Raw genomic sequence first — 12,511 nt, forward strand, 5'->3', positions numbered from 1 at the left:
TGGGAGACTTCTCGTCCCGCCCTTTCTACCCTAAGCGCCGATAAGGAATTCATCGGGAAAACCGACAATAGAGGCAAGCCAGCGCTGGGATAGACCCCGACAAGCCCTTAAACCCTAGCTCCGAGGATTAGTTATGACAATCCTTACTTCACCAACGGTTGTGGGTATCGATGTGGCCAAGGCCGAAATCGTTGCCTACCGCGAAGACCTCAACGCCACTCAAGCCATTGCCAACGACCGCGATGCTCTTGGTCGCTGGCTCAACACATTACCTGCCAACAGCTCAATTGCCCTGGAAGCCACCAGCACTTACCACTTGGACACAGCTGAACTCGCCCATGAAATAGGACATCGGGTTTACGTTGTAGACGCTTATCGGTTGAGCCATTACCGCGAAAGCATTGGCCAGCGGGCGAAAACCGACCCTTGTGATGCACGTTTATTAGCGCGCTACCTGAGCAGCGAGCAGAAACGGCTACGGCTCTGGAGTCCACCTCCGCAGGCTTACAAGTTATTGAAAAGCTTGCTACACCGACGTGCAGAGCTTATCAACTTGCGTGTAAGCCTTACACTGAGCTGGTCAGGCGAACCGCTTTTGAAAGACGAGTTGGCCCAGCAGTTAAAGTCCTTCAAACAAGCTGAGCAGGTCATTCAGAAGTTGCTGCACAAGGTCAGTAAAGAGGCGGGCATCACCGAAAATATCAAGCGCTGCAAAGCCATTGAGGGAGTGGGTGATCTTACGGCTACTGGTCTAGCGACAGCCTTCATGCGCGGTCAGTTCGCCAATGGCGATGCATTCATCGCTTTCTTGGGGATGGATCTGAGACCAAAAGATTCCGGAAAAAAGGCCGGCCCTCGGCACTTGAGTAAAAAGGGCGATTCAGAGTTGCGGCGCCTTGCTCACAACGCAGCGATGGCCGCTAGCCGATCTGCGACCTGGAAACCGTACTACGAGTCTTACCTGGCCCGGGGACTGGCAAAGACCCAAGCCCTGGTGATCCTCGCCCGCAAGCTCTGCCGGGTGGCATTCGCGCTGATGAAAAACCAGAGCGAATACCAGCCGAACTTAAAGTTGCAGGGTTTACCTGCAACATAGAATCTCCCACATTATTTTTCAGCGTTTGGAAGGTCGGGCTCGGCTATAAGCCGCTCATAAAAAACCCGCATCGCTGCGGGTTTCTTTTTAAACGCTTTAGGCTTAGTTCACCTTGGCGTTCAACTCACCTTTCAGATACCGCTGGTACATCGCTTCCAACGACACCGGCTTGATCTTCGAAGCATTGCCGGCAGTGCCGAACGCTTCATAACGTGCGATACACACATCACGCATCGCAGTCACGGTAGCGCCGAAGAATTTACGCGGGTCGAACTCGCTCGGGTTGGTGGCCATCAGGCGACGCATTGCACCGGTGGACGCCAGGCGCAGGTCGGTGTCGATGTTGACCTTGCGTACGCCGTGCTTGATGCCTTCGACGATTTCTTCAACCGGTACGCCGTAGGTTTCTTTGATGTCGCCGCCGTACTGGTTGATGATCGCCAGCCACTCTTGCGGTACCGAGGAAGAACCGTGCATCACCAGGTGGGTGTTGGGGATGCGCTTGTGGATTTCCTTGATGCGGTCGATCGCCAGCACGTCGCCGGTAGGTGGCTTGGTGAACTTGTAGGCACCGTGGCTGGTGCCGATGGCGATGGCCAGGGCGTCGACCTGGGTGCGCTTGACGAAGTCAGCGGCTTCTTCAGGGTCGGTCAGCATCTGGCTGTGATCCAGCACGCCTTCGGCGCCGATGCCGTCTTCTTCACCGGCCATGCCGGTTTCCAACGAACCCAGGCAGCCTAGCTCGCCTTCTACCGACACACCACAGGCGTGAGCCAGGGCTACGGTCTGTTGGGTGACGCGTACGTTGTAGTCGTAGTCGGTCGGGGTCTTGCCGTCTTCGCCGAGGGAGCCGTCCATCATCACCGAGCTGAAGCCCAGTTGGATCGAGCGCTGGCACACGTCAGGGCTGGTGCCGTGGTCCTGGTGCATGCACACCGGGATGTGTGGGAATTCTTCGATTGCCGCGAGGATCAGGTGACGCAGGAACGGGGCACCGGCGTATTTGCGCGCACCGGCCGAAGCCTGGACGATCACTGGGGAGTCGGTCTTGTCAGCGGCTTCCATGATGGCGCGCATCTGCTCAAGGTTGTTGACGTTAAAGGCTGGGACGCCGTAGCCGAACTCGGCTGCGTGGTCCAGCATTTGACGCATGCTGATAAGTGCCATTGTGTTGTCTCTCCCGGTCGAGGGTCGTTAATCGTGCAAGCCTGCCGTAGCGGCGGCTGCTATTCAAGTTATTGCAGATCAAGGGGTTGAGCCTTGGTCTGCTGAATCGTTATTGCTACTGGGGCTGACCCAAATTCCAATCTGGAACCGAATCATGTAGGAGCTGGCTTGCCTGCGAAAGCGGTGTGCCAGGCACCGAATTCGCCAACTGACCCACCGCTTTCGCGGGCAAGCCCGCTCCTACATGAGATCTTCAGTGTTCTGTATTACTGGGCCTTACAGCCCCGGCCGATCAAATCGTCGGTGGCGACCCAATACACCAGGCCTTCCTCACCCTTTGTGTGAAATGCCAACTGCTCATTGCTATACAGCGCGCCGGAGGCCGCCACGTCTTCCTTGAGGCGATACACCTGGTCGGAGCCGCCAAGGCGCACATCTACCTGCTTGCGGTCGCTATCGACAAACCGCCAGTTCACCTGGGCCTGGCTGTCGCACACCCAGGTGGTCCATGTGTCTTGCTGGGGCTCTGCCTTGTTGAACATGTTCAGGTTGGCGCAACCGGCTAATAAAGCCAGCGCTGCCAGGGCGATAACGCCTTTCATTGCCAATCCTCGAACGGCGGCCTGGGCCGCCAGTGCTGTCGGTTAGTGAATCAGACCCATCAAGGGCAACCCTGTTCCTTACCTTTGGGCGGGGAATCGTACTTCTCCAGCCCGTCGGGCCCTATGCGCTTGCTGATCACCGGCATGGTCTCCGCCTGCCAGTCGGCCTGGTAGCAGCCCGTGTGCGGCGCAGCCCCTGGGGCCTCTGGCGACTCCTTGGGCGCGCTGCCGCAGCCGGCCAACAGGCCTGCCGCAATCACCAGCGCGAATGGCTTGATCATGGGAATGCTCCTTTTCCAGACCCTGGGCCTCAGCCCTTGGCTCGGCTTTCCAGCACTTCAACGGCTGGCAGTACCTTGCCTTCGACAAACTCAAGGAATGCGCCACCACCGGTAGAAATGTAGGAGATCTGCTCAGCAACGCCATATTTATCGATGGCCGCCAGGGTGTCGCCACCACCGGCAATCGAGAAGGCCGAGCTTTCGGCAATCGCCTTGGCCAGCACTTTGGTGCCGTTGCCAAACTGGTCGAACTCGAACACACCGACCGGGCCGTTCCACAGGATGGTCTGGGAGGCTTTCAACAGTTCAGCGAAGTTCGCAGCAGTTTGCGGGCCGATATCCAGGATCATGTCGTCAGCCGCCACGTCAGCAATCAGCTTGACGGTGGCTTCGGCGCTTTCGGCGAATTCCTTGGCCACCACCACGTCCACCGGCAGCGGCACGCTGACCTTGGCGGCGATGGCGCGGGCGGTGTCCAGCAGGTCCGGCTCATACAGGGACTTGCCGACCGGGTGGCCAGCAGCGGCCAGGAAGGTGTTGGCAATGCCGCCGCCAACGATCAGTTGGTTGCAGATCTGGCTCAGGCTGTTGAGCACGTCCAGCTTGGTCGACACCTTGGAGCCCGCCACGATGGCGGCCATTGGCTGGGCCGGTGCGCCCAGGGCCTTGCCCAGTGCATCCAGCTCGGCAGCCAGTAGCGGGCCAGCAGCGGCCACCTTGGCAAACTTGGCCACGCCATGGGTTGAACCCTCGGCGCGGTGAGCGGTGCCAAAAGCATCCATCACAAACACGTCGCACAGCGCCGCATATTGCTGGGCCAGTTCGTCGCTGTTCTTTTTCTCGCCCTTGTTGAAGCGCACGTTCTCGAACAACACGATGTCGCCGGCCGCAACAGAGACGCCGCCCAGGTAGTCGGCCACCAACGGCACTTCGCGGCCCAGGGCCTTGCTCAGGTAATCGGCTACAGGCTTGAGGCTGTTTTCGGCAGAGAACTCACCTTCGGTCGGACGACCCAGGTGGGAGCAGACCATCACGGCCGCGCCTTTTTCCAGGGCCAGCTTGATGGTCGGCAGCGAGGCCAGGATTCGCGCATCGCTGGTGACTACACCGTCCTTGACTGGGACGTTGAGGTCTTCGCGGATCAGTACGCGCTTACCTTGCAGATCGAGGTCGGTCATCTTCAACACGGTCATGGGTCGCAGTTCCTGAATTACTGTTGAGGTTGTTTAGTAGCGATGTGCAGATAGTGCTCTGCTACGTCGAGCATGCGGTTGGCAAAGCCCCATTCGTTATCGAACCAGGCCAGGATATTCACCAGCCTTGGTCCGGAAACACGGGTCTGGCTGGCATCCACGATGGCCGAATGCGGGTCGTGGTTGAAATCACAACTGGCGTGCGGCAGCTCGGTGTAGGCCAGCAAGCCTTTGAGCGGGCCGCTGGTGGCGGCGTCACGCAGGATCCGGTTGACCTCGGCGGCATCGGTATCGCTGACGGTTTGCATGGTGATATCCAGGCACGACACGTTCACCGTCGGCACGCGCACTGCTTTGGCCTGGATTCGCCCGGCAAGTTCCGGCAGCAGGCGTTCGATACCGCGGGCCAGGCCGGTGGACACCGGAATCACCGACTGAAACGCCGAACGGGTGCGGCGCAAGTCTTCATGGTGATAGGCGTCGATCACCGGCTGGTCGTTCATCGCCGAGTGAATGGTGGTAATCGACACGTACTCCAGGCCAATCGCCTGGTCCAGCAGGCGCAACAGCGGCACACCGCAGTTGGTGGTGCAGGAGGCGTTGGACACCAGCAACTCGTCACCGGTCAGGCAGTCCTGGTTGACACCGTAGACGATGGTGGCGTCGACATCCGCCTCGCTGGCCATCGGCTGGGAAAACAGCACGCGTGGTGCGCCGGCGTCGAGGAAGCGCTGGCCATCAGCACGGGTGTTATAGGCACCAGAGCATTCCAACACCAGGTCGACGCCCAGCGCCGCCCAGTCGATGCCCTCGGGCGCGGCACTGCGCAAAACCTTCACGCAGTTGCCATTGATATGCAGACAATCGCCGTCGACCCGCACTTCGCCGGGAAACCGGCCGTGGGTGGAGTCGAAGCGTGTCAGGTATTCGATGCTGGCCATATCAGCCAGATCGTTGATCGCAACAATTTCAAACCCGGCCGTCGCCCCTCGCTCGAACAGAGCACGCAAGACGCAACGACCAATTCGGCCGTAGCCGTTGAGTGCAACTTTGTAGGGAAGGGGTTGAGGCATGGGGTTCTCGATTACCTTGGGTAATGGGGTGAATGTGCCGCCGCCTTCGCGAGCAAGCCCGCTCCCACAGTTGAAATGCATTCCAAATGTGGGAGCGGGCTTGCTCGCGAAGGCGTCAGTACAGCTACCCCAATCTACAGCCTTAGTCTTCCAGCAGCTCTTCAGCCTGACCCAGGATGTTTTCCAGGGTGAAACCGAACTCTTCGAACAACGCTGGCGCCGGCGCCGACTCACCGTAGGTGGTCATGCCGATCACGCGGCCTTCCAGGCCCACGTACTTGTACCAGTAGTCGGCGTGAGCCGCTTCGATGGCGATACGCGCACTGACCTGCAACGGCAGGACCGATTGCTTGTAGTCCGCGTCCTGGGCTTCGAACACGCTGGTGCACGGCATGGACACAACACGTACGTTGCGGCCTTGGGCGGTCAGCTTGTCGTAGGCCTGAACGGTCAGGCCCACTTCGGAACCGGTGGAGATCAGGATCAGCTCCGGCTCGCCGATGCAGTCCTTGAGCACGTAGCCGCCACGGCTGATAGCGGCGATCTGCGCGTCGGTACGCACTTGGTGCTGCAGGTTCTGACGCGAGAAGATCAGCGCCGAAGGGCCGTCCTTGCGCTCGATCGCGTGTTTCCAGGCCACGGCCGATTCGACCGCGTCCGATGGGCGCCAGCAGTCCAGGTTCGGCGTAGTACGCAGGCTGGTCAGTTGCTCGACCGGCTGGTGCGTCGGGCCGTCTTCGCCCAGGCCGATGGAGTCGTGGGTGTACACGTGGATCACACGCTTCTTCATCAGCGCAGCCATGCGCACGGCATTACGTGCGTATTCCATGAACATCAGGAAGGTCGCGCCGTACGGCACCAGGCCGCCGTGCAGGGCAACGCCGTTCATGATAGCGCTCATGCCGAACTCGCGTACGCCGTAGTACATGTAGTTGCCGCTGGCGTCTTCAGCCGAGACCCCTTTGCAACCTTTCCACAGGGTCAGGTTGGAACCGGCCAGGTCAGCCGAACCGCCAAGCAGCTCAGGCAGCAGTGGACCATAGGCATTCAGGGCGTTCTGGCTGGCTTTGCGGCTGGCAATGGTTTCGCCCTTGGCGGCCACTTCAGCGATGTACTCGTCGGCCTTGGCCGAGAAGTCCAGCGGCAGGTCACCGTTGAGGCGGCTCTTGAGCTCAATGGCCAATGCCGGGAATTCAGCGGCGTAGGCTTCAAAACGCTGGTCCCACTCGGCTTCTGCAGCGCGACCGGCTTCCTTGGCGTCCCACTCGGCGTAGATATCAGCCGGGATTTCGAACGGGCCATGGTTCCACTTCAGCGCTTCACGGGTCAGGGCGATTTCCGCGTCACCCAATGGGGCGCCGTGGCAGTCTTCCTTGCCTTGCTTGTTCGGCGAACCGAAACCGATGGTGGTCTTGCAGCAGATCAGGGTCGGCTGCTCGCTTTTACGCGCGGTTTCGATGGCGGTCTTGATCTCTTCCGGATCGTGGCCGTCGACGTTGCGGATCACCTGCCAGTTGTAGGCTTCGAAACGCTTTGGCGTGTCGTCGGTGAACCAGCCTTCGACTTCGCCGTCGATGGAGATGCCGTTGTCATCGTAGAAGGCAATCAGCTTGCCCAGGCCCAGGGTACCGGCCAGGGAGCTGACTTCGTGGGAAATGCCTTCCATCATGCAGCCATCACCCAGGAACACGTAGGTGTGGTGGTCGACAACGTTGTGACCGGGCCGGTTGAACTGCGCCGCCAGGACTTTTTCTGCCAGGGCAAAACCCACGGCATTGGCCAGGCCTTGGCCCAGGGGACCGGTGGTGGTCTCCACGCCTGGGGTGTAGCCGAATTCCGGGTGGCCCGGGGTGCGGCTGTGCAGTTGGCGGAACTGCTTGAGATCGTCGATGGACAGGTCATAGCCGGTCAGGTGCAGCAACGAATAGATCAGCATCGAGCCATGGCCGTTGGACAGCACGAAACGGTCACGGTCGGCGAACGATGGGTTGCTCGGGTTGTGTTTCAGGTAGTCACGCCAAAGTACCTCGGCGATATCCGCCATGCCCATCGGGGCACCGGGATGGCCGCTGTTGGCTTTTTGCACGGCATCCATGCTGAGGGCACGAATGGCGTTGGCACGCTCACGACGGCTGGGCATCGCTGATCTCCTGGGGTTGAATAAAAGAAACGGAAAAAAGGACCGGCATTTTCCCTCAGCCAAGGCCTCAGGGGCAATGACAGATACCGACTTATGTGGGTTTTTCCTGTGGTTTGGACTGCATTGACAGCAAGAACACTTCCCGCCGTTCGTCTAAAGGTTATAGCGCCTGCTTATAACCACCGATTATCGACCAATATCAAAACTTTTTGATATTGGCCTTGCGAGGATTTGACCTCATCACTAGACTGCTGGCCTTATGAACTTACCTGCGCCTTCCATTCGCCCCGACGATTGCGATGAGCTGGCGGCCTTGTGCAAGGCCGGCGGCGATCCGCTGCGCCTGAATGTACTGCGCGCCCTGGCCAACGACTCGTTTGGCGTGCTGGAACTGGCGCGGATCTTTGCCATCGGCCAATCCGGCATGAGCCACCATTTGAAGGTGTTGGCCCAGGCCGACCTGGTAGCCACCCGCCGTGAAGGCAATGCGATTTTTTACCGTCGCGCCCTGCCCCACACTGATTTGTTGGGTGGCAAGCTGCACGCGGCATTGCTCGAAGAAGTAGACAACCTGGCCCTGCCGGCTGACGTGCAATCGCGCATCGCTCAGGTCCATGGGCAACGCGCCGCCGCCAGCCAGGACTTTTTCTCACGGGTGGCGGACAAGTTTCGCGCCCAGCAGGACCTGATTGCCGGGCTGCCTCAATACCGCGAAAGCGTGCTGGCGCTGCTCGACAAACTGGGCTTCAACCAGGGCGCCACGGCGCTGGAAGTCGGGCCGGGCGATGGCGGGTTCCTGCCGGACCTGGCACGCCGCTTCCACCAGGTGACGGCGCTGGACAACAGCCCGGCCATGCTGGAACTGGCGCGCCAGCTGTGCGAGCGCGAGCACTTGGGCAACGTCAGCCTACGGCTGGCCGATGCCTTGAATGATGTAGGGCTGCAAGCCGATTGCGTGGTGCTGAACATGGTCTTGCACCATTTTGCCGCGCCGGCCGATGCCCTCAAGCAAATGGCCGGTTTGCTGCAACCGGGCGGCAGCCTGCTGGTAACTGATTTATGCAGCCACAACCAGAGTTGGGCCAGGGAGGCCTGCGGTGATCTATGGTTGGGGTTTGAACAGGACGATCTGGCCCGTTGGGCCACCGCTGCGGGACTCGTTCCCGGGGAAAGCCTGTATGTAGGCTTACGTAATGGTTTCCAGATTCAGGTCCGCCACTTTCAGCGGCCATCTGGCGACACTCACCATCGGTAAATATCAGGAAAACATCGAGATGAGCGAATATTCCCTTTTCACCTCCGAGTCCGTGTCTGAAGGGCATCCGGACAAAATCGCCGACCAGATTTCTGATGCGGTGCTGGACGCCATCATTGCTGAAGACAAGTTCGCCCGCGTGGCGTGCGAGACGCTGGTGAAAACGGGCGTGGCGATCATCGCCGGTGAAGTCACCACCTCGGCCTGGGTCGACCTGGAGCAGATCGTCCGTGACGTGATCACCGACATCGGCTACACCAGCTCCGACGTCGGCTTCGACGGCGCGACCTGCGGCGTGATGAACATCATCGGCAAGCAGTCGCCTGACATCAACCAGGGTGTCGACCGTGCCAAGCCGGAAGACCAGGGCGCCGGCGACCAAGGCCTGATGTTCGGCTACGCCAGCAACGAAACCGACGTTTTGATGCCTGCGCCGATCACCTTCTCCCACCAACTGGTCAAGCGCCAGGCCGAGGCCCGTAAATCCGGCCTGCTGCCTTGGCTGCGCCCGGACGCCAAGTCCCAGGTGACCTGCCGCTACGAAGGCGGCAAAGTGGTGGGTATCGACGCCGTGGTGCTGTCGACCCAGCACAACCCGGAAGTCTCCTACAAAGACCTGCGCGAAGGCGTGATGGAGCTGATCGTCAAGCACGTGCTGCCTGCCGAACTGCTGACCAAGGACACCCAGTTCCACATCAACCCGACCGGCCAGTTCATCATTGGTGGCCCGGTGGGCGACTGCGGCCTGACCGGGCGCAAGATCATCGTCGACAGCTACGGCGGCATGGCCCGTCACGGCGGTGGCGCGTTCTCCGGCAAGGATCCATCCAAGGTTGACCGCTCGGCAGCCTACGCCGGTCGTTATGTGGCCAAGAACATCGTCGCCGCCGGCTTGGCCGAGCGTTGCGAGATTCAGGTTTCCTACGCCATTGGTGTGGCACAGCCTACGTCGATCTCGCTGAATACCTTCGGTACCGGCAAGATCAGCGACGACAAGATCGTCAAGCTGGTGCGTGAGATCTTCGACCTGCGTCCGTACGCAATCACCACCATGCTCGACCTGCTGCACCCGATGTACCAGGAAACCGCGGCCTACGGCCACTTCGGTCGCACCCCTGAACAGAAGACGGTCGGCGACGACACGTTCACCACGTTCACCTGGGAAAAAACCGACCGCGCTGACGACCTGCGCACCGCTGCCGGTCTGTAATCGCAGCACGTAGCACCCAAGGCCCTGCCCGGCTCGCCCGGCAGGGCTTTTTATTGCCTTAAATTGTAGGAGCGAGCTTGCTCGCGAAAATCTCCAGAACTCCACGGGGCATCAGGCTTCCCGCGTTATTGTCGACGCCCTCGCGAACAAGCTCGCCCCCTACAAGTTCACATTAATTGGATCCAACCCTTGCAGGCCAAATGATGGCCTACTAGAATCCGCGCCCTCCCGAGCGTTCAACCACACTGGATATTGCATTGCGCCCGCTCGGGACAGCCAAGTGCGCAGGCAATCGAACATTGAGGTTTTTCATGCGTATTTCCACGTTCGCCCCTGCTGCCGTCCTGTTCAGCCTGTTCGCCCTGCCAGTGCAAGCCGCTGACCTGAGCGCCCTGACTTCCCAACTGGGCGGCGCAACCGGCAACTGCGAAAAACAGAGCCAGGAACTGCAAGCCAAGGTCGATGCCGCCAAAGCCAATGGCGAAGACATGAAAGTGAAGGCCATGCAGGCTGCACTGGACCAGGTAAACAAAGGTTGCAAAAAAGTCGGCGAGTCCCAAGGCAAGCTCGACGAAGCCTCACAAAAGCAGCAGGCCAAGGCTGACAGCAACGACACCGTGAAAGCCCTGGGCGGTCTGTTCAAGTAAGCAGAAACACCCAGTAAAAAGCCTCGCGCCTGCGAGGCTTTTTTATGGGTGTTTGCTTGCTTTAGGCTGGGCGCCCCCTTCAGAGCAAGGATGCTCATGATGACGCCACGCCTGCTGCACTACCTACTGTTGATGCTCTTCCCTATCGTCGCCTGGGCACAAGACTGCCCGGACTGGCCAGCCGACAAGGCCCGGGACGAAACAGCCGCCCTGCAACGGCAAATCAGCCTGTGGGATGACAGCTACCATCGGCTCGGCCAATCCCCGATCAGCGATGAGCTCTACGACCAGGCCCGCAGGCGGCTGGAGCAATGGAGGGGCTGCTTTGCGCAGGTGGCATCACCGGCCGACAACCCACTGTCCAGCGCCCGGGGCACCATCGCCCACCCCGTCCCGCACACGGGCCTTGGAAAGCTGATCAACGACCGCGCCGTGGAAGACTGGATCCGCACACGCAGCGACCTGTGGATACAACCCAAGGTCGACGGCGTGGCCGTTACCCTGGTCTACCGTGGGGGGCGCCTGGCCCAGGTCATCAGCCGCGGCGATGGTCTGCTAGGCCAGGACTGGACCGCCTCGGCCCGCAGAATCCCCGGTATTGTGCAACGACTGCCCGAGGCCATTGACCTGCTTGTGCAAGGTGAGCTGTATTGGCGCCTTGAGGCCCATATACAAGGCGAGGCAGGCGGCATGAATGCCCGCAGCAAAATCTCCGGGCTGATGAATCGCCAACAACTCAGCGACATCGACGCCGCAGGTATCGGCCTGTTTGTCTGGGCCTGGCCCCAAGGGCCGGCAGACCTCAAGCAGCAATTGGACAGCCTGGCACGCTGGGGTTTTAGCGACAGCCAGCGCTACAGCCAACCTATCGATAACTTCGAACAGGCCCGTCACTGGCGTGCCTTTTGGCATGGTCAGCCGCTGCCATTCGCCACCGACGGGGTGGTCCTGCACCAAAGCCGGCGTGCCCCGGCCGAACGCTGGCAGGCCAGTACGCCGTATTGGGCGGTTGCCTGGAAATACCCGGTTATCAAAGCCCTGGCCCATGTGCGCCAGGTGCAGTTCAAGATCGGCCGCACCGGCCGCATCACGCCGATCCTGGAGCTGCACCCGGTGCTGCTCGACGACCGCCAGATCAGGCGCGTCAGCATCGGTTCCCTGAAGCGTTGGCAGGCGTTGGATATCCGTCCTGGCGACCAGATATCCATCAGCCTTGCTGGCCAAGTGATCCCAAGGCTCGACCAAGTCATCCTGCGTAGCCATCCACGCGCTGATATCAAGGTGCCTGTCGCGAGTGATTTCCATCACCTGAGCTGCTGGCGGCTGACCCCAGCCTGTGAAGAGCAACTGCTGGCCCGGCTTTCCTGGCTTAGTGGCAAGCAGGGACTGGACCTGCCACACATAGGCCGCGAGACCTGGAACAGTTTGATACAGGCCGGTCAAATCAGCGGCTTGGTGGATTGGTTGAACCTTGATGAGACAGAGCTTGCTACCATTGACGGATTCGGTGAGCGCAGCAGTGCACGCCTGCTTGCGGGCCTGCGAGTTGCGCGCCAGCGACCGTTCGCACAATGGCTGATGGCGCTGGGGGTTCCACCTACCGCCCGTAACAACCTCGCGGGCGGCTGGCAGGCCCTGGCCGCCCGAGACACTCAAGCCTGGCAGGCCGAAGCGGGAATCGGCCCGGGACGCGCGGCGCAGTTGAGCGCCTTTTTTCGCGACCCTCAGGTGGTGGCCATGAGTGAAACGCTACGGGCTGCCGGGATAGACGGCTTTTAGTCCCGGGCCCGCTACATTAACCGGTGCCGGCAGAAATCATCCTGCCCACCTGACAACGATCTTGTTTA

The 12,511-nt window shown here is 60.4% G+C and carries 11 protein-coding genes; 5 read left to right on the top strand and 6 right to left on the bottom strand.

Annotated features, from left to right (window positions below; translation table 11 throughout):
* The first annotated feature begins 133 nt into the window (after positions 1-133).
* The gene (locus JTY93_RS25265; RefSeq protein WP_205518957.1) at positions 134-1,096 is read left to right on the top strand and encodes an IS110 family transposase; all 963 of its coding nucleotides are present in this window, start codon (positions 134-136) and stop codon (positions 1,094-1,096) included.
* Positions 1,097-1,198: 102 nt separating this feature from the next.
* On the opposite strand, the gene fba is transcribed toward JTY93_RS25265, so the two are convergent.
* The 6 genes from fba to tkt all read right to left on the bottom strand — a co-directional run bounded on the left by fba (position 1,199) and on the right by tkt (position 7,552).
* Entirely contained in the window at positions 1,199-2,263 is a 1,065-nt protein-coding gene (gene fba / locus JTY93_RS25270; RefSeq protein WP_029297347.1) for a class II fructose-bisphosphate aldolase, read from the bottom strand.
* Positions 2,264-2,529: 266 nt separating this feature from the next.
* Positions 2,530-2,865, bottom strand: coding sequence for an MliC family protein (locus tag JTY93_RS25275; protein ID WP_205476030.1), 336 nt, complete (start codon positions 2,863-2,865; stop codon positions 2,530-2,532).
* A gap of 59 nt (positions 2,866-2,924) precedes the next feature.
* A complete protein-coding gene (locus JTY93_RS25280; RefSeq protein ID WP_205476029.1) occupies positions 2,925-3,146 on the bottom strand; it encodes a hypothetical protein in 222 nt (73 codons plus the stop codon).
* A 29-nt stretch (positions 3,147-3,175) separates the two neighbouring features.
* The gene (locus JTY93_RS25285; protein ID WP_169991502.1) at positions 3,176-4,339 is read right to left on the bottom strand and encodes a phosphoglycerate kinase; all 1,164 of its coding nucleotides are present in this window, start codon (positions 4,337-4,339) and stop codon (positions 3,176-3,178) included.
* Between the two features lie 17 nt (positions 4,340-4,356).
* A complete protein-coding gene (epd, locus tag JTY93_RS25290) occupies positions 4,357-5,412 on the bottom strand; it encodes an erythrose-4-phosphate dehydrogenase (protein ID WP_205476028.1) in 1,056 nt (351 codons plus the stop codon).
* Between the two features lie 142 nt (positions 5,413-5,554).
* Positions 5,555-7,552: a transketolase gene (tkt, locus tag JTY93_RS25295; RefSeq protein ID WP_169991498.1), complete on the bottom strand. Its 1,998-nt coding sequence runs from the start codon at positions 7,550-7,552 to the stop codon at positions 5,555-5,557.
* 259 nt (positions 7,553-7,811) lie between these two features.
* Here tkt and JTY93_RS25300 point away from each other — a divergent pair, with 259 nt between their 5' ends.
* The 4 genes from JTY93_RS25300 to ligB all read left to right on the top strand — a co-directional run bounded on the left by JTY93_RS25300 (position 7,812) and on the right by ligB (position 12,443).
* Entirely contained in the window at positions 7,812-8,807 is a 996-nt protein-coding gene (locus JTY93_RS25300; protein ID WP_205476027.1) for an ArsR/SmtB family transcription factor, read from the top strand.
* 19 nt (positions 8,808-8,826) lie between these two features.
* Positions 8,827-10,017, top strand: a complete 1,191-nt coding sequence (gene metK / locus JTY93_RS25305) for a methionine adenosyltransferase (protein ID WP_029297363.1) — start codon at positions 8,827-8,829, stop codon at positions 10,015-10,017.
* Between the two features lie 311 nt (positions 10,018-10,328).
* The gene (locus JTY93_RS25310; RefSeq protein ID WP_205476026.1) at positions 10,329-10,664 is read left to right on the top strand and encodes a DUF1090 family protein; all 336 of its coding nucleotides are present in this window, start codon (positions 10,329-10,331) and stop codon (positions 10,662-10,664) included.
* Between the two features lie 96 nt (positions 10,665-10,760).
* Positions 10,761-12,443 carry an NAD-dependent DNA ligase LigB gene (gene ligB, locus JTY93_RS25315; protein ID WP_205476025.1) on the top strand — a complete coding sequence of 561 codons (1,683 nt, stop codon included), beginning with the start codon at positions 10,761-10,763 and terminating at the stop codon, positions 12,441-12,443.
* The last annotated feature ends 68 nt before the right edge of the window (positions 12,444-12,511 follow it).

This window comes from Pseudomonas hygromyciniae, from assembly GCF_016925675.1.
Taxonomy (GTDB): Bacteria; Pseudomonadota; Gammaproteobacteria; order Pseudomonadales; family Pseudomonadaceae; genus Aquipseudomonas; species Aquipseudomonas hygromyciniae.

Excerpts from the sequence above, each read along its gene's own strand:
- JTY93_RS25265 (WP_205518957.1), top strand. The coding sequence starts at position 134 with ATGACAATCCTTACTTCACCAACGGTTGTGGGTATCGATGTGGCCAAG.
- fba (WP_029297347.1), bottom strand. The coding sequence starts at position 2,263 with ATGGCACTTATCAGCATGCGTCAAATGCTGGACCACGCAGCCGAGTTC.
- JTY93_RS25275 (WP_205476030.1), bottom strand. The coding sequence starts at position 2,865 with ATGAAAGGCGTTATCGCCCTGGCAGCGCTGGCTTTATTAGCCGGTTGC.
- JTY93_RS25280 (WP_205476029.1), bottom strand. The coding sequence starts at position 3,146 with ATGATCAAGCCATTCGCGCTGGTGATTGCGGCAGGCCTGTTGGCCGGC.
- JTY93_RS25285 (WP_169991502.1), bottom strand. The coding sequence starts at position 4,339 with ATGACCGTGTTGAAGATGACCGACCTCGATCTGCAAGGTAAGCGCGTA.
- epd (WP_205476028.1), bottom strand. The coding sequence starts at position 5,412 with ATGCCTCAACCCCTTCCCTACAAAGTTGCACTCAACGGCTACGGCCGA.
- tkt (WP_169991498.1), bottom strand. The coding sequence starts at position 7,552 with ATGCCCAGCCGTCGTGAGCGTGCCAACGCCATTCGTGCCCTCAGCATG.
- JTY93_RS25300 (WP_205476027.1), top strand. The coding sequence starts at position 7,812 with ATGAACTTACCTGCGCCTTCCATTCGCCCCGACGATTGCGATGAGCTG.
- metK (WP_029297363.1), top strand. The coding sequence starts at position 8,827 with ATGAGCGAATATTCCCTTTTCACCTCCGAGTCCGTGTCTGAAGGGCAT.
- JTY93_RS25310 (WP_205476026.1), top strand. The coding sequence starts at position 10,329 with ATGCGTATTTCCACGTTCGCCCCTGCTGCCGTCCTGTTCAGCCTGTTC.
- ligB (WP_205476025.1), top strand. The coding sequence starts at position 10,761 with ATGATGACGCCACGCCTGCTGCACTACCTACTGTTGATGCTCTTCCCT.